This is a genomic window from Sulfuriferula sp. (assembly GCF_054605375.1).
In genome coordinates, this window is the sequence record NZ_JBTSEG010000041.1 from 1 (window position 1) to 20,920 (window position 20,920).

Here is a 20,920-nt window from a genome sequence, read left to right on the forward strand (position 1 = left end):
CGCACTGCTGGCTCGGTGTAGGTGACTTCACGCACCACGGTGGTTGGCAGGTCGACTGAAATGGCTTTGCCGTTATAGAAAATCACTTCCAGGCTCATGCCGTCTTCAAGATAGTTGAGCGCGTCGCCCATGTTTTCGACTTCGACTTCGTATTGGTTGAATTCGGTGTCCATGAATACATACAGCGGGTCGGCGAAGTAGGAATAGGTGCATTCCTTGCGATCAAGCACGACCTGCTCGAATTTTTCGTCGGCTTTATAGACGGCCTCAAAGGCGGAATCGGTCAGCAGATTTTTCATCTTCATCTTGACCACGGACGAGTTGCGGCCCGATTTGCTGAATTCGGCCTTGAGTACGACCATGGGGTCGGTGCCAACCATAATCACGTTACCTGCGCGGACTTCCTGTGCTGTTTTCATGCTGTATCCTGCTGAATAAATTGGGGGTGAGCGCTAATTTAGCCGGTCATTTTATCTTACTTTGGCAAAACTGCACGAGATTCGCTGCCAAATCCATATTTTTCAACTGACACTCCACCCATCGGCATGCGTGTTCATCCATCTCGACCAGGTGCTGCCGGTATTGCTCCCAGACCCGCCCGGCTCCCTGACCCGTATTCCATGCCCGCCAAAAATCCTGTAAAGCCTGGGCAGCCGGGGGAGACAAACCTGCGCAATAGCTGGTCAGAAAGGCGTCCAGTTTTTCCTGATGTGCATCGTCCTGTTGCGGATAGATCTGCCACACCAATGGACACGCGGCCCAGAGGGCGCGCACCAGCGAATCTTCACCACGCACGAAATTGAGGTCGCACGCCCACAGCAATTCGTCATAACGTGCCTGAGGGAAAAATGGCAGCACGTGCAGGGTGAGGTTGCCGTGTTGCGGTTGATCGCCGGGAATCAGACTGGTCGCTCCAAAAAATTCGGCGACCTGTGGCAGCAGTTTGCTTTTCGGCACCAGACACTGCACCGGCTGCCCCCCACTTGACCAGGCCTTGAGCAATGCGGGTACGGCTGCATTTTCATAACCGAACAGAGACACCCGCAACGCATCAGGTACAGGTTTCACGCCCAGCCATGTCCAGAATTCAGCCTGCGCTGCCGGGTCGTGCTGAAATTTTTTACGCCGTTCGATAAGGCCGGCTTCGCGCAGCAGACTGCCGGTATGGGTGGTAAAACCGGGAAAATAGAAATACTGCGTCAGCGGCAGCCGGGGATGGGGCGAAGGTAAACCGTGACAACCCCCCACCCAGTCTTCGGCGCTGAGATATTCCAGATTGACCCAGACCGGCCTTGGCTGCGTTGCGGCCATTGCCGCCAGGTAGTTTTGCGGCAGTTCGCAGCCAAAGGCTTCGATGACGACATCAGCAGGCAAGGTATCGGGAAATGGCGTTTCCCAGCGCCGCACGTTCACCCCTTCCACGCTTTGTTCGGGCTGATCGGGATTGATCGCGCTGTAGAGATGGTGAAAACTGACGAGATCGTCCACCCACAGGCGCACATTCAGGCCATGCTCGGCAGCCAGTTGACGCGCCAGACGCCAGGCCACGCCGATGTCGCCGTAGTTGTCCACCACGGTGCAGAAAATATCCCAGTTGCGGCCCGTCGCCATTGCCCCGTTTATACCTATTGCTGCAAAGGCAGGTATTGGGCCGGTTCCAGGGCCAACCGTCAAGCGTGCGTGTCTTTATCGCCCTTGCCGGATGCCTTCTCCATGATCTCCAAAAACGGTTTGATCAGGTCGATGGGCAGCGGGAAAACGATGGTGGAATTCTTTTCCGTAGCAATTTCGGCCAGGGTCTGCAGATAGCGCAACTGCATGCCGCCGGGTGCAGAAGCCAGAATGGCAGCGGCGTTGACCAGGGTTTGCGATGCCTGGAACTCGGCGTCGGCGTGAATGACCTTGGAGCGGCGGTCGCGCTCGGCCTCGGCCTGTTTGGCAATGGCGCGAATCATGTCTTCGGTGAGTTCGATATTGCGGATCTCGACCACGCTGACCTTGATCCCCCAGGCCTCGGTCTGGGAATCGAGTATGCTCTGGATATCGGTATTGATCTTGTCGCGCTCGGACAGCATTTCATCCAGATCATGCTTGCCCAGCACCGAGCGCAAGGTGGTCTGGGCAAGCTTGCTGGTAGCGGACAAATAATCCTCCACCTGGATGAAGGCTTTTTCCGGGTCCACCACGCGGAAGTAAAGCACCGCGTCCACCTTGATGGAAACGTTGTCATGCGAGATTACGTCCTGGGGAGGAATCTCGTGTACCACGGTACGCAATTCTATGCGCACCATTTGTTGAACACCCGGAATGATGAGCACCAGTCCCGGCCCCTTCACTTTCCAGAATCTCCCCAACTGGAATACCACGCCGCGCTCGTACTCGCGCAGGATACGGATGGACGAAACCACCAATACAATCAGGATGATCAATACGCCACCAAAACCAAAACTGAATTCCATGCTCAGACTCCTCTATTATTTATACGTATCGTCATTAATTCGCTTGCGGAATAACATCAAGCGTCAAGCCTTCTCTACCGGTGACGCGCACCGATTGTCCGGGTATCAAAACCTGCGAGCTTCTGACCTGCCACATCTCGCCTTGAACCCGGGCCCAGCAGATATCTTCACCACATTTAATCACCACTCCGATACTGTCAAGCAGTTGCTCGGCCCCGCTTACCACTGTTCGGCGGTGCGCCCTGATGGCCATACCGGCCATCAAGGCGACCAGGATTGCGCTCAATATGCCCAAGCCGATGATCAAGCCAATCGGAATGCCGAAACCGGGTTGTTCCGTGTCGATCAATATCACCCCGCCAATGACAAATGCCGCGACGCCGCCTATGCCCAGCATGCCGAAACTGGGTGCAAATGCCTCCGCCACCATGAATGCGATGCCCAACAAAATCAGGGTCAGCCCGGCGTAGTTCACCGGCAATAACTGGAACGCATACAGTGCCAGCAATAAGCAGATGCCGCCCAGTACTCCCGACACCACAAAACCGGGATTGAAGAATTCGAAAAACAGCCCGTATACGCCGATCATCAGCAGAATCAACGCCACGCCGGGATCGGTAATGACTGCCAGAAAACGGCTGCGCCAATCAGGCTGATAACTGATCATCGGCGCGCCTGTTGTAGCCAAAGTGCGTTCGCCACCGGCAACGCTGATCTTTTTGCCGTTCAGTTGTTTGAGCAACTGCGGCAGATCGGATGCCACATAATCGATCACCCCCATTTTGAGCGCGTCGTCAGCAGGCAGGCTGACCGCCTCGCGCACCGCCTGTTCTGCCCACTGGACGTTACGTCCGCGCAGCTCGGCGAGGCTCCGGATGTAGGCGGCGGCATCGTTGGTGACTTTCCTGGTCATGGCATCCTTGGGTGCCGGAGCGGATTTATCCCCGCCATCGCTTGCATTGTGCCGTTCGCCAGACCCCGGCATGCCGATCTGCACCGGCGTAGCCGCGCCCAGATTGGTACCAGGTGCCATCGCCGCAACCTGGCTGGCGTAAAGGATGTAGGTGCCGGCGCTGGCCGCACGCGCGCCACCCGGCGCCACGTAGCTGGCCACTGGCACCGGTGAGGCAAGGATCGCCTTGATGATCTTGCGCATGGAGGTATCCAGACCGCCCGGCGTATCCATTTGCAACACCACCAGCTGCGCACCCTCCCGGGCAGCGTGCTCCAAACCACGCACCACATAGTCAGCTGTGGCCGGACCGATTCCGCCATCTATTTTCAACAGCAGCACAGGCGCTGCGGCCCGATTGGGCGCGCTCCAGGCCAGGGCGGATAACAGCAACAGGAAAGTGGCGAAACGCTTCATGGCGGGCCTGATTTGTATTGACTGAGTCTTACTATAGACCCGTACGATTTTTATTCAGCCCAGAATCAGTTTGATACCAATGATGATGGTGATTGCTTCAAATGCACGCTTGATCCACACATTGCCTTTCTTGATGGCGATGTGGCTGCCGAAATAGCCGCCCAGAATGGCACCGGCCAGCAACGCCGGCATCCAGCCCCAGGCGATGGTGCCCAGATAACCCAACACCAATGCACCGGTGCCGTTCCAGGCCAATCCGCACAGAACCAGTGTATAAGCAACAGCACGCTTGTAATCAAGGCCGAAATGATGGATCAGCCAGATGGTCAAAAACAGGCCGGTCCCGGAAGTGATCGAGCCATTCAGAAAGCCGATGACGAACAGACCGGCCATGCCTGTCAGCAACCCGCTACCGTGCTGATTTTTCGGTGCGTATTCCATGCCCAGACGCGGTTTGAACACGGAATACACCCCCAGGCCCAGGGTCAACACACCCAGCAGCAAAATGGCAATGCGTGGCGATATCCGCAGGATGGTACCTGCCCCCAGCACCACGCCGGGCAGGCCTGCGCCCAGGATAATCAGCGAAAAGCGGCGCTCCAGATGATTGCCCTTCAGATAGCGTATGGTTGCGCCCAACCCCAGCGCCACGCTGGCTACTTTATGCGTGGCCAGCGCCACGCCGAAAGGCAGCCCGAGAAAGATCAGCATGGGGAACTGGATCAGGCCCGCGCCACCACCGGACAATGCTGAAAACCAGTTGGCGATGAAAGACGCGACGAACAGGATGGCCTGGTCGGCGTAAGAGGTCATGCCATTCAAATACCGGTGAAGCCGTGGGTAACGGGAAGGCAGGTATAGAACAGGCGCAGATTTTCCTGCGTGCAGAGGGCCAGCAGCGCGTCGACTTGCTCCGCGCTGGCAATGAATTCCACGAGCATTGGCAACTCGCCGGCCAGTTCGAAGAAGGTTTCTTCAGTAAAGCCGTGGCGGCCAAATCCGGCGGTTGCCCGGAATACCGTACCGCCTGCAATACCCTGCTTGCGCGCGGTTTCCAGCAGCCACTCGAACAACGGCTTGCCGGCGTGCTTTTGTTTTTCGGAAGTGTAAAGTCGTAGCCAGTGGTCTTGCATGACATCAGGCTTTCAGAAATTTGAAGGTGAGCACGCCGAGTGCGGTCATTGCCACCGACCCGATGACGTGAATGAATATTTCCGCCAGCCCCCAGCCCCATTGCTGGCGCGATATCAGGGTAAAAACTTCAGCCGAAAAGGTGGAAAACGTCGTCAGCCCGCCGAGGAAGCCGGTAATCACCAGCAGGCGCGCCTCAGGAGCCAGCCCGATGTGATCGGCGAAAAAAGCCATCGCCAGCCCAATCAGATAACCGCCCAGCAAATTAGCCGCCAGCGTACCCATCGGTAACGTGGGAAACAGCGGGTTCAGCCACAGCCCCAGCCCCCAGCGCAGCCATGCACCCAGTGCTGCGCCCACTCCAATAGCAACAAAAGCATTCAATCCCATCTTGCAAGGATAGCGTGAAGTGCAGGTTTAACGCAAAAAACTCAACCAGCCTGCCAATGCAAACAGCGTGGCAAACAGCACAGGCAAGGTGAGTACGATGCCGATGCGGAAATACTGCCCCCAGCCTATCGTCATGCCGCGCTGCGCCAGCACATGTAGCCACAGCAGGGTGGCCAGGCTGCCGATGGGGGTGATCTTGGGGCCGAGATCGCAGCCGACAATGTTGGCATAAACCATGGCCTCGCGTATCGCCGGATCGACCTGCGCATGCGCCACGGCGAGGCTGCCAGCCAGTACCGCTGGCATATTGTTCATCAGTGCCGACAGTGCCGCCATCATGAAACCCGTGCCCAGCGTGGCGGCGGTGAGGCCATAACTTGCCAGCCATTCCAGCGCATGCGACAGGCCAGCGGTCAGGCCCTGTTCGCCCAGACCATATACCACCAGGTACATGCCCAGCGAAAAAACCACCACCTGCCAGGGCGCCCCGCGCAGGATAGTCCATACCGGGATGACCGCCCTGGGTTGACGCCTGAGCAGATGCTCACGGCCTGCGGCAAGCATCAATAACAAGGCGCCTGCCCCGGTAATCAGCGAGGTCGGTACGCCCCAGCGTTGCGACAGAAAATAGCCCACCAGCAAACCGGGCAGGACCACCCAACCGGCACGAAATACAAACGGGTCGCGTATCGCGCCCGCGGGATCAGCAAGCTGGGCCGCATCATAAGCTGGTGGCACATCGCGGCGAAAATACCAGGCCAGCACCAGCAGTGAGGCCGCGACTGATACCAGGTTGACCACACCCATCACCGCCGCGTAATCGGCAAAGCCTATGCCTGCGTAGTTGGCGGCAACGATATTGACCAGATTGGAAATCTTGAAGGGCAGGCTGGCCGAATCCGATACAAACCCCGCCGCCATCACAAACGCCAGCATCGCCGGTGGCGAAAAGCGCAGCGCGCGCAGCATTTCGACGACCAGTGGCGTCAGGATCAGCACTGCGCCGTCATTTGCAAACAGCGCCGCAATCACGCTGCCCAGCAGCACGATCAGCACAAACAGCGCCCGGCCCGACCCCTGCGCCCAGCGCGCCACATGCAGCGCCGACCACTCGAAAAATCCCGCCGCATCGAGAATCAGTGAAATCAGGATCAGCGCAATCAATGTGAAAGTAGCATCCCAGACGATGTGCCAGACGGTGGGAATGTCGGTCAGCGATACCGTACCCGCCAGCAGCGCCGCCCCTGCACCCAGCCAGGCCGCGGTGCCGATACCCAGACCTTTGGGCTGGCGGATGACCAATGCCAGCGTCACCAGAAAAATAAGCAGCGCAACCAGCATGGCTTATCCCAGACGACGCGAGACTTCTGCCACCAGCTTTGCGCGGATTTCATCGCGCACGCGCATGAAGCTTTCCAACGGTTCGCCATGTGGATCGTGAAACGGCATATGCACGCTGGGAATCGCACGCGGGAATACCGGGCATGCTTCCCTGGCGTTGTCGCACACGGTAATCACCAGATCAATCGCCTCGTTCATGACCGCATCCACGTCCTTGGGGTACAGGCCGTCAGTCGCAATGCCCAGATCCTGCAGCGCGGCAATCGCACCATCGGCCACTTTCGGCTGGGGCCGCGTGCCTGCGGAGATCGCATGCACTGCGTCACCCAGATCGTGATTCACCAACGCTTCTGCCATCTGGCTGCGACAGGAATTGCCGGTGCACAGGATCAGGACCGTTTTTTTACTCATTACCTACTCTCCGCATTGAATTGGCCGGGCATACTACCGGCATGATTTACTTTTTCGATGATCACGACTGCTGGTGAATGTGCAACCTTGATTAACAGCAGGATTTCCCGGAAGGCGTGGGCGTGCAGCATGCCGATGCGGCAACAGGAATCTTGAGCAGCTTAGCTGCAGGCTGGGAACGTTCGGCCAATGCAGCATCGAACCCGGCATCCAGCTTGCTGCCCGCCTCGTCCCGGATATGACGGGCGATTTCGACCACCTGATCAATTTGCTCAGTCGTTATACCCTGCTGCCGAAGTCTGTCCAGCTGGCACAAGCCCTGTCCGGGATGATTGGCAGCGATATTGGCTGCCAGTGACACCAGTGCGATGACGGAAGGATGCAACTCGGTATTATTCGGTCCGGCATTACTCATACTCACCTCTCAAAACGGCAAAAAACTCATAATCGTGCGGAATTACTCACCACGTTCGCGCAAACGTCCAATGTCATCAAGCTGATTTTTCAATGACAGCGCGTCCAGTTTTTCCAACGGCAAGCAGGTGAAAATGGCCAGGCGGCGATTTAGCTGGGTATAGGCCGTGTGAAAGGCTTTACGTTTGGCTGCATCGTCACCCACCATCGCCGCCGGATCGCTTATACCCCAGTGCGCGGTCATCGGCTGACCGGGCCAGGCCGGACAAATTTCGCCTGCAGCGTTGTCGCACACGGTAAACACAAAATCGAATTCCGGCGCGTGAGGCGCGGCGAATTCATCCCAGGATTTGCTGCGCAAATCTGTAACAGGCAAACCGCTGCTTTCCAACAACTCGAGCACAAACGGGTTGACCGTGCCTGTGGGGTGGCTACCCGCGCTGTAGGCATGGAAGCTGCCTTGACCCAGACGGTTCAGCAAGGCCTCGGCTAAAATCGAACGGGCGGAGTTGCCGGTACACAGAAACAACACGTTAAAAAATTTATTACTCACAATGATTCGAGCCTCCCGTCGATTCTGCATCCGCCCATTTCTGGTTTTAAATAATATATTCGTTTTAACAAATATTTACTGGCAAAAAAATCAGGTGCAACAACGCGCCGGACGATTGCTCATACCGGTCAGGCGCGCTGCATCCTGCTGCTGCCTCGGGCTTCCCATCCAGACATCAGCCAGCTGCGCGAGAATACGGTCGCACCAGGCAGGTATCTGGCTGTTGATCCGGTAATAAATCCAGGTGCCATCACGCCGCATGCTGAGGATTTCGGCTTCGCGCATCACGCTCAAGTGGCGCGAGACTTTCGGTTGTGCCAAATCCAGCGCGTGATACAGCTCGCACACGCACAACTCGCCTTCGCGCCGCAACAGGCCAAGCATGCGCCGGCGCGTCTCGTCACAAAGAATTTCGAAAAAGGCCTGTTCGCTGAGCATGGCAGCAATTATATTCGTTTTATCGAATGTATCAAGCTTTGCCTAAAAGACCAGAACCCCGTCAATATTACTGGATACCTTCTTTGATAATGCTGTCGAGCAGTTTTTCTTCCGCACGAAATGCTGCTCTGGATTTTGGAGAACTAACGACGGGCGGCTTGCGGTAGCTGACATAGATGGTTTTTGGATCAGCCGGCAAGTTATATATCGAAATGATATAGGGGCACATCGCCACGCTATGCGGGTCGGCTTCCATCATCTGGCGCGAGACGATGGCGCTGCAAAACTCAATCTGCTCGGCATTGAGATAAATCTTCCGGGTAGTTCCCACCGCCGCAGCGGTATTGTCCAGCATGGCGGATATCTTGTTGAAATGATTGATTTTAAGCCCCTGGCCCTCAACGGCGGCGGCTATCGCATCGCGGATGAATTCAAAATCGCCGTGAGCTGTATACACCACGCTGTAGGAATCTTTGTCCGCGGCATGGCTGCCCAGCGAGCATGCCATCAGGACTACTGCCAGAAACAATTTCATTGTTTTCATGCTGCATCTCCTCAAAATATCTTCACCCAAAGGGCACCACAAGCAAGTATCCAGCAACGCAGCTTGGTTACAATATGATATTTCAATTGCAGGAAAATGCCATGACAGATACCGCCAATATTCGCATACGCGGACGCATCTGGCTGACCGCAGCGGGCAAAAACATGCTGGGTCGCGGGCGCGTGGAGCTGCTGGAAAAAATCGGCGCGACCGGGTCTATTTCGCAGGCTGCCCGCGCCATGAAAATGAGTTACAAAGCTGCCTGGGATGCCGTGGATGCAATGGGTAATGCATTCAATTCTCCGCTGGTGAACACCAGCACCGGCGGTAAGGGCGGTGGCGGCGCGCGTCTTACTCCGCAGGCGCTGGCACTGATCGCTGCATATCGCCAACTTGAACAACGCCACCAGGATTTTCTTGGTCAGCTTGAGAAGGAATTTTCAGCTGCATTGGTGACGGGTGAAGGGACGATTCAGTAGTAGGGGATTAAGCCGGGGAAATACCGAACACACAGAGCAGGTCATTTACAATCCCTGTGGTTCGGCCATGTCACTTTGACGATACAGAATTGCAGTTGGCGGAACGCCTCAATCCCGTCACTTGAGTTTTTTAATCCCCAAGGCCCCTAATACATATTTTTCATACAGCGGCTCGGTGGTACCTTGTTTCATCTTGCGGATGAAATATTTTTCAAACGCAACTTTCGCCAGGTGGACCCACTTTCCTTCCTTGAACCAGTTGACGTTGCGCGGCGGGATCTGTGGCAGCGCCACAAAGGCCGCTCCGGTATCGCCGAAGTCGGCCAGACAGATGGCATTCCAGGTAGCCTTTTCCATCGGTTCCTTGCCATCCAGGGCGCTGCGGATGTTGCGCGCGGTGGCTGCAACCATGGATTCGATCATGTAGCCGGTCTTGGGCGCGCCAGTGGGCACCGGCGTGACTTCCACTGGAGGAATGGCGACGCACACACCCACCGAATAGATGTTCTGAAACTTGGGGTTACGCTGATAGGGATCGATCAGGATGAAACCGCGTGGATTGGTCAGACCTTCGATGCCGAACACGGCATCCACACCTTTAAACGCGGGCAGCATCATGGCGTAGTTGAACGGTAGCTCGTGCTCCTTTTTCACGCTGCCGTCGTCGTTGAGCTCCGTGACGAACATCTTGCCCGCCTCGACTTTGGTGGTTTTGGCATTGCATATCCACTTGATGTGGCGGTCACGCATGGCGGATTCCAGCAAGCCCTTGGAGTCCCCCACGCCGCCCAAACCAAGGTGACCAATATAGGGCTCGGCAGTGACAAAAGTCATCGGCACCTTGTCGCGTATCTTGCGGCGCTTGAGATCGGTGTCCATGATGAAGGCATATTCGTAGGCTGGCCCATAGCAGGAAGCCATCTGCACCGCACCCACCACGATGGGGCCAGGATTGGCGCAGAAATCCTCCCATTTTTGGGCAGATTTTTCAGCGTGATCGACATGGCAAATGGAATGGGTATGCCCCTCAGGCCCCAGACCGGGTACTTCGTCAAACGCCAATTTCGGACCGGTGGCGATAATCAGGTAATCGTAATCGACGTTACGACCATCCATCAGTTCGACCTGATTTTTGTCCGGATGTACGCGTTTGGCGCCACTGTGGATGAAATCGATATTTTTTTTCTGTAAATAAGTGGCAATGGGGAAGGCAATGTCTGCGCGAGTGCGCCATTTCACACCCACCCATGGGTTGGAAGGGACGAAGTGGAAAGTATCGGTATCTGAAATAACCGTAACCTTGTCATCCTTGCGCGCCTGTTCGCGCATTTCGTAAGCCATGGGCATGCCGCCAATACCCGCGCCAATGATAACGATGTGTGCCATTTGGTCATCCTCTGCAATATGTTGAATATCGGTTTTTATGGTGAACATCTGCTGCGCAGGTGTCGTCCCTGCGTCTATGGCTGTGCAATACTTATGCCAATATCCCAACACTTTGATTACAAAAATTAATCGCTTCAATCAATACACGTTATATCGAAAAACGTCATGTCATTTTGGCCGCTTTATACTAAGCTGACACATCATGTCATGACACTTTGTCAGGAATAATGCTTATGGATACCCTGCTCGCACCGGAACTTCAATCCCTGATTGACGTACAGGAAAACCCTTTTGTGCTGATAGACGAAAACTACCGCATCGTTGCAGCCAACCGTGCTTATTGCGTTACCTATGGCATGGATAATAATGAAGTGGTGGGGAAAACATGCCACGAGGTATCGCACCGCTCTCCGGTTCCCTGTCATCAGAATGGCGAGGACTGCCCGCATCAGGAAGTGTTTCGTAGCGGCCAGACGCATGAAGTTATCCATACCCATTTCGACCGCCATAATCGCCCGGAATACGCGCGCATCAAGGGGCATCCAATCCAAGGTCCCGGGCAGCATCGCTATCTGGGTGAAGCGATTTTCCACATCGCCAATTCGGATGAACTGGACTGTGAAGACCTGCGCATGATCGGCAATTCGCCTGCTTTTCTTGCCTGCCTTGACCAACTTACCCGAGCCGCCGAATCCGAAGCCGCCATCCTGTTGCTGGGCGAAAGCGGGGTCGGCAAGGAACTGGCAGCGCAGTACATTCATCGCCGCTCGACACGGTGCAACAAACCCTTCATCGCAGTGAATTGCGCCTCCATTGCAGAGACCATGTTCGAGGATGAGCTGTTTGGTCACGAGCGCGGCGCGTTTACTGGCTGTATAGGAAGACGGCAGGGGCTATTCGAACTGGCCGACGGCGGTACCCTGTTTCTGGATGAAGCCGGAGAAATCCCGTCCAATATGCAGGCCAAACTGTTGCGGGTACTGGAAACCGGCGAGTTCCGCCGCCTCGGCGGCACAGATACGCTGCGCGCCGATGTGCGGCTGATCTCGGCCACCAACCGCGACCTGCTGGAGATGGCCGAAGCCAAACTCTTTCGCCTCGACCTGTATTACCGTATTGCTGGCATAGACCTGGCTCTGCCGAGCTTGAGGGAACGGAGCGGCGACATCCCGGCACTGGCTGAAGCCATGCTCAAACGCATTACTCAGGCGGGTGCGCCTCGCTGCAAGCTCACCGATGACGCTCTGGAAAAATTGATGCGGTATAGCTTTCCGGGCAATGTGCGGGAACTGCGCAATATTTTGCTGAAAGCCGTGGCCATGAGCAGCCACGGCATCATCAGCGCCGCGCATATCCATCTTGGCGGCCACTCATCCACACACAACCATGCACCTTCCGAAGCGCTCACCAGTGACAGGTCCAAAACCGGTATGGGCAGTTCACATGGATCCTCCATTGCGGAACTGGAGGCGCATCACATTGCCGAGCTGTTAATCAGCCATAACGGCCATCGCCGAAATGTGGCGGATATGCTGGGTATCAGCGAACGTACCCTGTATCGCAAACTGAAGCATTACAAGCTGGCCTGAGTTTTCATTGCGATGGAATAAGCCCCCATCAGGGTAACGCGGCGTCCGATTGTTCCATAACCCCACCTTAAGCAGCGTTACTTCCCACTAAGAAGTTTTTTTTCATTTAAATATCATCATTTAATTCAATGAATTACAAGCAATCAACTTGTTTTCGACACGAAATTGAAATCGCTTGATAGCAAGTGTATAAATATAACCTATTGAATTTTAATAAAATATATTTTTGGTATGAGGCTTGCTAGTCAGGGGTGCGGGTAATCGCCCGTAACCAATCCCCTTGGGCTGCTACCAAAGAAGTCAGGCTGCTCAAGGGGTTCTAAATTTGTAGCCTTTTACCGAGGAGACTGAAAATGTCAACACTCAAAGAGCAACTGACTGCGCACGTCGCTGCATACGACATCTGGGAAAAACGCCGCCGTCATGGACCGGCTGGGGCTAACGACCGAAAATTGTGGGTACTTGCCTGTATGGACGAACGCCTGCCGGTAGACGAAGCGCTCGGCATTCACGTAGACACGCCAGCCGGGCATGGTGATGCGCACTGCTTCCGCAATGCCGGAGGAATCGTCACCGACGATGCAATCCGTTCGGCGATGCTGACCTGCAATTTCTTTGGTACCGAGGAAATCGTCATCGTGCAGCATACGCAATGCGGCATGCTATCTGCGAATGCGACCGATCTGGAAAAGATGTTACGCGACAAGGGGATCGATACGGACAATATCGCGATGGACCCAACGCTGCCGGAATTGAAGCTGGAGAAAGGCGGGTTTGCCAAGTGGATTGGCATGATGGACGACGTGGACGAAACCTGCATGAAGACAATCGAGACATTTAAAAACCATCCCCTCATTCCCAAGGATGTGGTCATCAGCGGCTGGATCTGGGAAGTGGAGACGCGTCGGCTGAGGGCGCCGACCCGGGATCCTGAAAAACGGGCCAGAACCGATGTTACTTCCAGCCAATTCGGCGTCAAGGGGAAGCAACCGGCGCGTTGGAGCTAGCCTCTTAGGGACAACCTGGAAACGTGGGCGCCTGGCGTAACAGGTGTCCACGTCTTGGCGTTTATGAGAAACGCACTAACCGACAGAATTGGGGTTCCACATGCCAACTTATGATTACCTGTGTACACAATGCAAGCTGCAATTCGAAGTGCGTCATCCAATGAACGCGCCCAACCCGGATTGCCCGATATGCGCTGGTGCGGCCGAAAAAGTGATCCTCTCGGCACCTGCAACGCATGGCAATATGGCACGCGGGCGTGAACTGGCAATGCGCTCACTACAACCGAAACCAGGGCAGGAAAAACACGTACATGGACCTGGGTGTGGATGTGGGCAACGCCAACATTCTTGAACGCAATCAATTTTTTGGCGTAGTCTGGAAAATAATCGGCACGCCACTATAGCGACTTGTGTGAGCGGTGCCGGATTTGAGGAGAACAACTATGCCCGATAAGCTTTTTTCCCATCTGAATCCCATCCTGTTTTTGCAAACCTTTGTTGCCCAGAGCGTCGAGGTCAGCGCAAAGATGGGGGGCGGCAGCAGAAATGACCGCTTGAATTACATCGAACAGCTCGGCCTCACCGCGAGTGGTTGCTTTGAGACCGCGTACCGTCAGGAGTTGGCGCAAGAAGGCCCTCTGGACCATGACAAGTACGCGGGCATGATCGTGGAAATCAAGAACAAGATCGGCGGAAATTTTTCGCGTGCATCAAGCGAGCCCGGTATGGTGCGCGTGGTCAATACGCGCTGCCCCTTCGGGGAAGCCGTCATGCAGGCGCCGGAGCTGTGCAAGATGACCTCCAGCGTATTCGGCGGGATTGCCGCACGTAACTTCGGTTACGCGAAAGTGATCCTGGACAAACGCATTGCGGTGGGAGACGGGATGTGCGAGGCACGCATTTATACCGACCCCAGGATTGCCGCCAACTTTGAAGGAGACGAATATCACCGCGAACAGGGCGTCATCCGCGGCCGGGGGGCTACAGTCAAAGCGCAGATTATTAGAGAACGGCGCGACGGAAAAGTCTGGTGCGGTGCCAGCTCGAACCAGCCCGAGAATGCCGACAAACCTTTCATCGTGGCGAAGTCCCCGGCCATGCTCAATGCACTGGAGACAATCCAGGTCGTGGCACCGACCACCGCGACCGTGCTGATTACCGGTGAGACCGGCGTGGGCAAGGAGGTCATTGCCCGTCGCATCCACGCATTGAGCGAACGCTGGAACAAGAATTTCGTCGCAGTGAACTGCGGCGCAATACCCGAAAATTTAGTCGAAACCACGCTATTCGGACATGAGCGCGGTGCGTTTACCGGCGCCTACGAAGTCCATCACGGCCTGTTTGAGCAGGCAGAGGGCGGAAGCCTGTTTCTGGACGAGATCGATTCCTTGCCACTGGCCGCCCAGGCGCGTCTGTTGCGCGTGCTGCAGGGTGGCGAGTTCGAACGCGTAGGCGGGAAGCAGCGCCTGTCCGCCAATGTTCGGGTGATTGCCGCGGCCGGCACACGATTGGACAAGTTCATTGCCGAGGGAACTTTCCGGATGGATCTCTATTACCGGATCAACGTGGTGCCCATTCTTCTCCCGCCGCTGCGCGAACGATGCGAGGATATTCTGCCGCTCGTCAATCACATCCTTGCCCAGCTTTCCGCGAAATACAGCAAAGTCATCAAAGCATTAAGCGAGGCTGCAATAGCGCGGGTGATGCAGTACGATTGGCCTGGCAACGTGCGTGAACTGGAGAACGTACTGGAACGCTCGTTCCTGTTCTCACCCGGCCCGATCATGGCCGAGCTGCTGCTTCCAAAAACCGGCAGCGATGCGCCGGCAAGCGCGGTGCAGGCCGCTGACCTGTCGCTCAAGGAGGCGAAACAGCGGGCAGGCGAGCAGGTGGAGGCGCTCATTCTCAGGCAGGCGCTTAGCCGTTTCCACGGCAATGTCAGCGAGGTAGCGAAGTCTTTAGGTGTGACGCCCAGGGCGATCCATCAGAAGCTCAATTTACACAGCATGGATCCCAACAGCTATCGCTCCCAGGTGAGGCTCAAAGTCGTACATATGGATAAAGGCAAGTGACCAACCCCGAGCTTCCATGGCAAAGAAGGAAATGAAATTTCCCATCGGGCAAATTCTTTTCGTATTCCATTTCCCTTGTTTATTGGATGTTTTGTTTCTAAACAGCTCTCACTTCCGGGAAGTGCAGCTTCTGGTTATCTAGCCAATAAATATCATAACTAGCTGTATCATAATGATATTTATTATGGCATAAGCATTGCTTTATCCCCTGTAGCTTGTCATCCATATTGGGGAGAAAGTAATGAAAGAATATTTATATCCGGCATTTGTTTTCGGTGTCTTGACGATCGGGCAGTCACAAGCCCAAGCGGATCAGGGGGATTGGCTGGTCCGCATACGCGCGCTCGATATTCAACCCAGAAACCAGTCCGATCCCATCCCGGCGCTAGGCGTGCCTGCCAATGCGATTACCTTGAATAACAAATGGGCACCGGAAATCGATCTCAGCTATTTTTTTCTGAAAAATATTGCTGTGGAATTGATACTGACCTATCCCCAGAGGCACGATGTTTCCTTGAATGGCGCAAAGATCGGAACCGCCAAGCACCTGCCTCCCACCTTGACCGTTCAATACCATTTCATCCCGGATGGAAAATTCAGGCCTTATCTGGGGGCGGGGATCAACTATACGCATTTTTCCGACGTCAACCTCAGCGTGCCCGGCGTGGGGCAACTGGATATGGGCAGGAGTAGCTGGGGCGGCGCACTCCAGGCGGGTTTCGATGTGGAAGTGGGCAAAAACAAATTCATCAATTTCGACGTCAAGAAAATCTATATCGGCTCTGACGTAAAGCTTGCAGCGACTGGCGCCACGGTCAGCCATGTCCGGCTCGATCCGGTAGTGTTCGGGGTCGGTTTTGGGTGGAAGTTTTAACGCACGCAACGGTCGACAACAAAACGTAGGAACTTAAGATGTTTCATACGCATATGGACGAAAACGGCCTGATGGTGAAGTGCTACCACAAGTCTAAAACAGTGCTGCTGTCCGTGAGCTTTTGGCTGGGATTAACGCTAGGCTTTCCGGTAGAGCACTTTTTGTGGGAGAAAATTTGGCCGTTTAAGCTGCTCACTCACTATATTGGACTATAGGTGCCTGAGTTACCGTCTATGCCTAACTCGCAGCCACGCGATATATCCAAACGATATCGCGACAGCCAGCAGGATCGCCGCGAGGAGGTAAAAAGCGGCGGTATATCCGTGCCGGCCGACCATCCAGCCCGTCAGCACCGGACCGATGGACTGACCGATGTCCATGATAGTGCTCAGCACGCCCATCGAAGAACCATACGCACCGTTTTTGGTGAGGTCTGCCACCAGCGCGGAAGTTGACGAAGTAACAGCGGCAAAACCGATGCCAAATATCGAAATCAGAAACATCAAACCAAACACGCTGGGGAAATGCGGCAGCAGCAGGACGCTTATCCCCGCCACGATCAGGCCAGGGATAATAACGCGCTCGCGGCCCGCTTTATCAGAAAGGATTCCCATCAAAGGTTTCAAAAAGACGATGCTGAGCAGTTGTGCCCCGAGGATCATACCGATCTCCCAGGCGGGAATACCTTTGGATGAAGCGAACAATGCCAGGAATGCTTCTACCGCGCCGAAGACAAGGTACAGGGCGGCCTCTACCAGACTGGTGGCCAGGATATAGCGATCTTTCAGCACTGTTTTCAGACTTTCCACGAAGTGATCGCGGGGATGGCTTCGGGTAGCGGGTTTCGATTCGGCCGGGAGCAGAAATCCAAGCGCCAGCGCCAATACGGCACTGATGCCGCAGGCCAGATAAACCATCCGGAAACTCGCCAGAGAAATGAGCAAACCCCCCAGGAATGGCGCGACGGAACGTCCGACTATGGTGGCGGAAGAATAAGCCGAAAGCTTTTCCGCCCTATCCTGCACATATCTTTCAGCGATCGCAGCGTTGACCACTGTGCCGAAAATGGCGGTGGCAAAACCGTGATAGAAACGCACCGCTATCAATTGCCAAACATCGCTCACCAGCAAGTAAAGAAAAGGCGCCGTGGCAAACACAATAAGCGCAGCGTAGATAATGCTGCGCTTGCCCAGATAATCGGATAACGCCCCGGCAGGAAAACTGATCAATATGCCTGGAACAGTCGACGCCATGACGATCCAGCCGATTTCCGCAGGACTTGCTCCCAGTGCTTTTGAAAACAGGGGCAATACGGGCGTCTTCGACATCGTTGAGCTGAGTATTGCCAAGCCGCCGATCACGCAGATAAGGAGAAAAAAATTGCGCCTGGATGGCTTGTGCATACTCACTCTGCAACTGATGGTCTGGAAGGCAGCCGCTATATGGAAACCTGGCCTGGAAAAAACAGGCCATCACGCGCTGTTATTTGTTGTCTGGAATGTCGAGTATAGGGGCCAGGTTCTTCCTGGCATATTCTTCGACAGATTTTTTGTCGATTACTCAGCCCAGCGTGCCGCTGCCTGTTCATCCGTGGCGCGCTGTTCCACCCAGCGTGCGCCCTCGGGGGTCTGTTCTTTTTTCCAGAACGGCGCCTGGGTCTTGAGGTAATCCATGATGAACTCGCACGCGGCAAACGCGTCCGCGCGATGGCTGGAGGCCACCGCCACCAGCACAATCTGATCGCCCGGGTGCAGCTCGCCCACGCGGTGGATCACCGTCACATCCAGCAGCGCCCAGCGCTGGCCGGCCTCGGCCACAATCGCCTCCAGTGCACGCCGGGTCATGGCGGGATAATGTTCCAGCGTCATACTGGCCACGTCACTGCCCGTATTAGTATCACGCACCAGGCCGACAAAGCTCGCCACCGCGCCGATTTGCGGATTACCCATGCGCAACGCGGCGATTTCGGCACCGGCGTCAAAATCCTTTTCATCGACGAGAATTTTCATCAGCCCCCCGTCACTGGCGGAAATATCGCCACTTCATCGCTGTCTTCAATGGGAGCTTCCATACCGGCCATATCCTGATTGACCGCCACCCGGAAATTCTTGCCGGCGGCGAGTTCCTCCGCCCACACGCCGCCGCGCACGCGCAGCACGTCGAGCAGCATGGCGACCATGCCCATGCCATCGGGCAGTTCCACGGTTTCTTCCGCCACCCCCAGGCGTTCACGCAGGCGGGCAAAATACAGAACCTTGAGCTTCATCCCAGCACCTCGCTAAACGGAATAAAACGCACCAGCTCGCCGCGCGTGACGGTATGGCCAATATCAATATCCACCAGACCATCCGCCCACACGGCGGAAGTAAGTACGCCGGAACTCTGATTATGGAATAGCTGCGCTTCCAGTTCGCCGCCCTGTCCTGCTTGCAGCCGCGCGCGCAGGAACTCGCGGCGCTGGCCCGGTTTCGCCCAGCCGAAGGCGGCCATGACCCGATAGGTTTTGGGTAGCACATCGACCACGCCCATGCGTTTGAGCAGAAACGGCCGGGCAAACAGCACAAAAGTGACAAACGTGGATACCGGATTGCCGGGCAAGCCGATGAAATCCGCTTCACCCACCCGTCCGTATACCAGTGGCTTGCCGGGTTTCATCGCCACCTTCCACAGGTCGATTTTGCCGAGTTGTTCAACCGCAGCCTTGACGTGGTCTTCTTCTCCCACTGACACGCCGCCACTGGTAATCACCACATCGGCCAGCGCTGCCGCGCGCTGCAGTGCGCCCAGCGTGGCAGCCAGGGTGTCGGGCACGCTGCCCAGATCCAACCATTCGCAACCCAGGCCCTGCACCAGTCCTGCCAGCGTATAGCGATTGGAGTTATAAATCTGCCCTGCCCCCAGCGCCGTTCCCGGTTGCACCAGTTCGTCGCCGGTGGAAAAGCTGGCCACCTTGAGGCGCCGGTACACCGGCAGCGCAGCCAGACCCACCGACGCGGCCAGTCCCATCGCGGCAGCACCCAGACGCGTGCCTGCAGCCAGGATGGTGTCGCCGGGATGTATATCTTCCCCGGCGCGGCGGATATTCTCGCCCGGTTTGGGCTGGTGATTAATCTGCACCTTGTCGCCGTCCACGGTGCAATGCTCCTGCATCACCACTGCATCGGCCCCCGGCGGCACCGGCGCGCCCGTAAAAATCCGCGCCACGCTGCCCGCTGCCAGCGCCCCGCCCACTTGCCCGGCAGCAATGCGTTGCGAGACCGCCAGCAGCGCACCCGGCGCGCATTCGGCGGCACGTACGGCGTAGCCATCCATCGCGCTGTTATCCAGCGGCGGCACGCTGATCGTGGCTACCTGCGGCTGCCCCAGCACACGTCCCAGCGCCAGTTCGACAGGCACTACCTCGGTTTGCGTCAGTCCGCGCGCGCGCTTGAGTAATTCTTCCAGTAACTGGTCTGCAGTCAGCACTTCAAACTCCTACGGTCATTCGGATAAATCGATAAATAGCGGCCGCATCATTCAAATCCAGATGCCATATTTCGCCCGGTGGTGGCACATCGCTGGCGACTGCCACGATGGCCGCATCGCCGGGATACAGCCACGGCTGATTGTTGGCGCTACGATGCACTTCCAGCTTGGGGATGGCCTCGCGCTTGTAGCCTTCCACCAGCACCAGATCCACCGGCGCCAGGCGTGCCAGCAGGTCTTGCAAACCCGGCGCTGCGCCGTCGCGGATCTCGTGCATCAGCGCCCAGCGCCGACCCGATGCCAGCAGTACTTCGTGCGCACCGGCCTGTCGCGCGCGCCAACTGTCCTTGCCAGGCTGATCGATGTCCACATCGTGGTGCGTCTGCTTGATCAGCGTCACTTTCAGCCCATCCGCCACAAAGAGCGGAATGAGCTTCTCGATCAGCGTGGTCTTGCCTGCGCCACTCCAGCCTGCCAAGCCCAGGATTTTCATGCGCGATTTTTCTTTGATTTTGGCCTCATATAGCGTTATATTCTATACAACATAACGACTGCCTGCAAAGCCATGTCTGCTACGCTCATACCCAATCTTACCGACCGATTTGGCCGCCGCATCGAATATCTGCGCCTGTCGGTGACCGACCGCTGCGACCTGCGCTGCAGCTACTGCATGCCGGAAGGGTTCAAGGATTTTGAGGAGCCCGCACACTGGCTCACGTTTGATGAAATCGAACGTTTGCTGGGCGCATTTGCCCGGCTGGGCCTGAAACGTGTGCGCATCACCGGCGGTGAGCCCCTGCTGCGCCGCGATTTGCCCGTGCTCGCTGCGCGTATTGCCAATTTGCCGGGCATCGAAGATCTATCGCTTTCCACCAATGCCACCCAGATGGACAAACACGCCACCGCGCTTAAATCTGCCGGTGTCACGCGGCTGAACGTCAGCCTGGATTCCCTGCACGCCGAACGCATTGAGGCCGTCACCGGGCGCGACGTGCTGC

The 20,920-nt window shown here is 56.2% G+C and carries 26 protein-coding genes and 1 pseudogene; 8 read left to right on the plus strand and 19 right to left on the minus strand.

The window, feature by feature from the left end; all coding sequences use genetic code 11:
- The 13 genes from ACYCZJ_RS15225 to ACYCZJ_RS15285 all read right to left on the minus strand — a co-directional run.
- Positions 1–419, minus strand: a 419-nt coding sequence (locus ACYCZJ_RS15225; RefSeq protein ID WP_461555079.1) for an elongation factor P, incomplete at its 3' end; no start/stop codon positions are given.
- Between the two features lie 46 nt (positions 420–465).
- Positions 466–1,611, minus strand: coding sequence for an elongation factor P maturation arginine rhamnosyltransferase EarP (gene earP / locus ACYCZJ_RS15230; RefSeq protein WP_461555080.1), 1,146 nt, complete (start codon positions 1,609–1,611; stop codon positions 466–468).
- 59 nt (positions 1,612–1,670) lie between these two features.
- Complete coding sequence (locus ACYCZJ_RS15235; RefSeq protein ID WP_461555081.1) at positions 1,671–2,459, minus strand: slipin family protein; 789 nt, start codon at positions 2,457–2,459, stop codon at positions 1,671–1,673.
- 34 nt (positions 2,460–2,493) lie between these two features.
- The gene (locus tag ACYCZJ_RS15240) at positions 2,494–3,828 is read right to left on the minus strand and encodes an NfeD family protein (protein ID WP_461555082.1); all 1,335 of its coding nucleotides are present in this window, start codon (positions 3,826–3,828) and stop codon (positions 2,494–2,496) included.
- Between the two features lie 54 nt (positions 3,829–3,882).
- The gene (locus tag ACYCZJ_RS15245) at positions 3,883–4,641 is read right to left on the minus strand and encodes a sulfite exporter TauE/SafE family protein (protein WP_461555083.1); all 759 of its coding nucleotides are present in this window, start codon (positions 4,639–4,641) and stop codon (positions 3,883–3,885) included.
- A gap of 5 nt (positions 4,642–4,646) precedes the next feature.
- The gene (locus ACYCZJ_RS15250; protein ID WP_461555084.1) at positions 4,647–4,961 is read right to left on the minus strand and encodes a DUF190 domain-containing protein; all 315 of its coding nucleotides are present in this window, start codon (positions 4,959–4,961) and stop codon (positions 4,647–4,649) included.
- Positions 4,962–4,965: 4 nt separating this feature from the next.
- Positions 4,966–5,349: a fluoride efflux transporter CrcB gene (gene crcB, locus ACYCZJ_RS15255; protein WP_461555085.1), complete on the minus strand. Its 384-nt coding sequence runs from the start codon at positions 5,347–5,349 to the stop codon at positions 4,966–4,968.
- Between the two features lie 27 nt (positions 5,350–5,376).
- Positions 5,377–6,690 (minus strand): arsenic transporter, encoded by a 1,314-nt coding sequence (locus tag ACYCZJ_RS15260; RefSeq protein WP_461555086.1) that lies wholly within the window; start codon positions 6,688–6,690, stop codon positions 5,377–5,379.
- Between the two features lie 3 nt (positions 6,691–6,693).
- Positions 6,694–7,101 carry an arsenate reductase ArsC gene (locus ACYCZJ_RS15265; protein ID WP_461555087.1) on the minus strand — a complete coding sequence of 136 codons (408 nt, stop codon included), beginning with the start codon at positions 7,099–7,101 and terminating at the stop codon, positions 6,694–6,696.
- A 91-nt stretch (positions 7,102–7,192) separates the two neighbouring features.
- Positions 7,193–7,516, minus strand: a complete 324-nt coding sequence (locus tag ACYCZJ_RS15270) for a hypothetical protein (protein WP_461555088.1) — start codon at positions 7,514–7,516, stop codon at positions 7,193–7,195.
- A gap of 42 nt (positions 7,517–7,558) precedes the next feature.
- On the minus strand, positions 7,559–8,068 hold the full coding sequence (locus tag ACYCZJ_RS15275) for an arsenate reductase ArsC (protein WP_461555089.1): 510 nt from the start codon (positions 8,066–8,068) through the stop codon (positions 7,559–7,561).
- Between the two features lie 90 nt (positions 8,069–8,158).
- Positions 8,159–8,506, minus strand: coding sequence for a metalloregulator ArsR/SmtB family transcription factor (locus ACYCZJ_RS15280; protein WP_461555090.1), 348 nt, complete (start codon positions 8,504–8,506; stop codon positions 8,159–8,161).
- Positions 8,507–8,573: 67 nt separating this feature from the next.
- On the minus strand, positions 8,574–9,050 hold the full coding sequence (locus ACYCZJ_RS15285; protein ID WP_461555091.1) for a DUF302 domain-containing protein: 477 nt from the start codon (positions 9,048–9,050) through the stop codon (positions 8,574–8,576).
- 101 nt (positions 9,051–9,151) lie between these two features.
- On the opposite strand from ACYCZJ_RS15285, the gene ACYCZJ_RS15290 reads away from it, so the two are divergent.
- Positions 9,152–9,529: a winged helix-turn-helix domain-containing protein gene (locus ACYCZJ_RS15290; RefSeq protein ID WP_461555092.1), complete on the plus strand. Its 378-nt coding sequence runs from the start codon at positions 9,152–9,154 to the stop codon at positions 9,527–9,529.
- 117 nt (positions 9,530–9,646) lie between these two features.
- Here the strand turns inward: ACYCZJ_RS15290 and ACYCZJ_RS15295 are convergent, their stop codons facing one another.
- Entirely contained in the window at positions 9,647–10,915 is a 1,269-nt protein-coding gene (locus tag ACYCZJ_RS15295) for an NAD(P)/FAD-dependent oxidoreductase (protein WP_461555093.1), read from the minus strand.
- A 233-nt stretch (positions 10,916–11,148) separates the two neighbouring features.
- On the opposite strand from ACYCZJ_RS15295, the gene ACYCZJ_RS15300 reads away from it, so the two are divergent.
- The 6 genes and pseudogenes from ACYCZJ_RS15300 (at position 11,149) to ACYCZJ_RS15325 (ending at position 16,457) form a co-directional block, all read left to right on the plus strand.
- Positions 11,149–12,504 (plus strand): sigma-54 interaction domain-containing protein, encoded by a 1,356-nt coding sequence (locus ACYCZJ_RS15300; protein ID WP_461555094.1) that lies wholly within the window; start codon positions 11,149–11,151, stop codon positions 12,502–12,504.
- A gap of 353 nt (positions 12,505–12,857) precedes the next feature.
- Positions 12,858–13,511 (plus strand): beta-class carbonic anhydrase, encoded by a 654-nt coding sequence (locus ACYCZJ_RS15305; RefSeq protein WP_461555095.1) that lies wholly within the window; start codon positions 12,858–12,860, stop codon positions 13,509–13,511.
- A gap of 100 nt (positions 13,512–13,611) precedes the next feature.
- Positions 13,612–13,716, plus strand: a pseudogene (locus tag ACYCZJ_RS15310) (FmdB family zinc ribbon protein); the annotation flags it as partial.
- A 31-nt stretch (positions 13,717–13,747) separates the two neighbouring features.
- Positions 13,748–13,915: a hypothetical protein gene (locus ACYCZJ_RS15315; RefSeq protein WP_461555104.1), complete on the plus strand. Its 168-nt coding sequence runs from the start codon at positions 13,748–13,750 to the stop codon at positions 13,913–13,915.
- A 39-nt stretch (positions 13,916–13,954) separates the two neighbouring features.
- Positions 13,955–15,583 (plus strand): sigma 54-interacting transcriptional regulator, encoded by a 1,629-nt coding sequence (locus tag ACYCZJ_RS15320; RefSeq protein ID WP_461555096.1) that lies wholly within the window; start codon positions 13,955–13,957, stop codon positions 15,581–15,583.
- A 241-nt stretch (positions 15,584–15,824) separates the two neighbouring features.
- A complete protein-coding gene (locus ACYCZJ_RS15325) occupies positions 15,825–16,457 on the plus strand; it encodes an OmpW/AlkL family protein (RefSeq protein WP_461555097.1) in 633 nt (210 codons plus the stop codon).
- Positions 16,458–16,681: 224 nt separating this feature from the next.
- Here the strand turns inward: ACYCZJ_RS15325 and ACYCZJ_RS15330 are convergent, their stop codons facing one another.
- From ACYCZJ_RS15330 to mobB, 5 genes are all read right to left on the minus strand, one after another.
- Positions 16,682–17,860 carry an MFS transporter gene (locus ACYCZJ_RS15330; RefSeq protein WP_461555098.1) on the minus strand — a complete coding sequence of 393 codons (1,179 nt, stop codon included), beginning with the start codon at positions 17,858–17,860 and terminating at the stop codon, positions 16,682–16,684.
- 153 nt (positions 17,861–18,013) lie between these two features.
- Positions 18,014–18,466 carry a molybdopterin synthase catalytic subunit MoaE gene (moaE, locus tag ACYCZJ_RS15335; protein WP_461555099.1) on the minus strand — a complete coding sequence of 151 codons (453 nt, stop codon included), beginning with the start codon at positions 18,464–18,466 and terminating at the stop codon, positions 18,014–18,016.
- Complete coding sequence (moaD, locus tag ACYCZJ_RS15340; RefSeq protein ID WP_461555100.1) at positions 18,466–18,723, minus strand: molybdopterin converting factor subunit 1; 258 nt, start codon at positions 18,721–18,723, stop codon at positions 18,466–18,468. The genes moaE and moaD overlap by 1 nt, the downstream gene beginning before the upstream one ends.
- Positions 18,720–19,922, minus strand: a complete 1,203-nt coding sequence (locus ACYCZJ_RS15345; protein WP_461555101.1) for a molybdopterin molybdotransferase MoeA — start codon at positions 19,920–19,922, stop codon at positions 18,720–18,722. The genes moaD and ACYCZJ_RS15345 overlap by 4 nt, the downstream gene beginning before the upstream one ends.
- A gap of 1 nt (position 19,923) precedes the next feature.
- Positions 19,924–20,454, minus strand: a complete 531-nt coding sequence (gene mobB / locus ACYCZJ_RS15350) for a molybdopterin-guanine dinucleotide biosynthesis protein B (RefSeq protein WP_461555103.1) — start codon at positions 20,452–20,454, stop codon at positions 19,924–19,926.
- A 33-nt stretch (positions 20,455–20,487) separates the two neighbouring features.
- Between mobB and ACYCZJ_RS15355 the strand changes: the two genes are divergently transcribed.
- Positions 20,488–20,920, plus strand: a 433-nt coding sequence (locus ACYCZJ_RS15355) for a radical SAM protein (RefSeq protein WP_461555102.1), incomplete at its 3' end; no start/stop codon positions are given.

Bases quoted from the DNA above. Each gene is read 5' to 3' on its own strand.
- earP (WP_461555080.1), bottom strand. From the start codon at position 1,611: ATGGCGACGGGCCGCAACTGGGATATTTTCTGCACCGTGGTGGACAAC.
- ACYCZJ_RS15235 (WP_461555081.1), bottom strand. From the start codon at position 2,459: ATGGAATTCAGTTTTGGTTTTGGTGGCGTATTGATCATCCTGATTGTA.
- ACYCZJ_RS15240 (WP_461555082.1), bottom strand. From the start codon at position 3,828: ATGAAGCGTTTCGCCACTTTCCTGTTGCTGTTATCCGCCCTGGCCTGG.
- ACYCZJ_RS15245 (WP_461555083.1), bottom strand. From the start codon at position 4,641: ATGACCTCTTACGCCGACCAGGCCATCCTGTTCGTCGCGTCTTTCATC.
- ACYCZJ_RS15250 (WP_461555084.1), bottom strand. From the start codon at position 4,961: ATGCAAGACCACTGGCTACGACTTTACACTTCCGAAAAACAAAAGCAC.
- crcB (WP_461555085.1), bottom strand. From the start codon at position 5,349: ATGGGATTGAATGCTTTTGTTGCTATTGGAGTGGGCGCAGCACTGGGT.
- ACYCZJ_RS15260 (WP_461555086.1), bottom strand. From the start codon at position 6,690: ATGCTGGTTGCGCTGCTTATTTTTCTGGTGACGCTGGCATTGGTCATC.
- ACYCZJ_RS15265 (WP_461555087.1), bottom strand. From the start codon at position 7,101: ATGAGTAAAAAAACGGTCCTGATCCTGTGCACCGGCAATTCCTGTCGC.
- ACYCZJ_RS15270 (WP_461555088.1), bottom strand. From the start codon at position 7,516: ATGAGTAATGCCGGACCGAATAATACCGAGTTGCATCCTTCCGTCATC.
- ACYCZJ_RS15280 (WP_461555090.1), bottom strand. From the start codon at position 8,506: ATGCTCAGCGAACAGGCCTTTTTCGAAATTCTTTGTGACGAGACGCGC.
- ACYCZJ_RS15285 (WP_461555091.1), bottom strand. From the start codon at position 9,050: ATGAAAACAATGAAATTGTTTCTGGCAGTAGTCCTGATGGCATGCTCG.
- ACYCZJ_RS15290 (WP_461555092.1), top strand. From the start codon at position 9,152: ATGACAGATACCGCCAATATTCGCATACGCGGACGCATCTGGCTGACC.
- ACYCZJ_RS15295 (WP_461555093.1), bottom strand. From the start codon at position 10,915: ATGGCACACATCGTTATCATTGGCGCGGGTATTGGCGGCATGCCCATG.
- ACYCZJ_RS15300 (WP_461555094.1), top strand. From the start codon at position 11,149: ATGGATACCCTGCTCGCACCGGAACTTCAATCCCTGATTGACGTACAG.
- ACYCZJ_RS15305 (WP_461555095.1), top strand. From the start codon at position 12,858: ATGTCAACACTCAAAGAGCAACTGACTGCGCACGTCGCTGCATACGAC.
- ACYCZJ_RS15315 (WP_461555104.1), top strand. From the start codon at position 13,748: ATGGCAATATGGCACGCGGGCGTGAACTGGCAATGCGCTCACTACAAC.
- ACYCZJ_RS15320 (WP_461555096.1), top strand. From the start codon at position 13,955: ATGCCCGATAAGCTTTTTTCCCATCTGAATCCCATCCTGTTTTTGCAA.
- ACYCZJ_RS15325 (WP_461555097.1), top strand. From the start codon at position 15,825: ATGAAAGAATATTTATATCCGGCATTTGTTTTCGGTGTCTTGACGATC.
- ACYCZJ_RS15330 (WP_461555098.1), bottom strand. From the start codon at position 17,860: ATGCACAAGCCATCCAGGCGCAATTTTTTTCTCCTTATCTGCGTGATC.
- moaE (WP_461555099.1), bottom strand. From the start codon at position 18,466: ATGAAAATTCTCGTCGATGAAAAGGATTTTGACGCCGGTGCCGAAATC.
- moaD (WP_461555100.1), bottom strand. From the start codon at position 18,723: ATGAAGCTCAAGGTTCTGTATTTTGCCCGCCTGCGTGAACGCCTGGGG.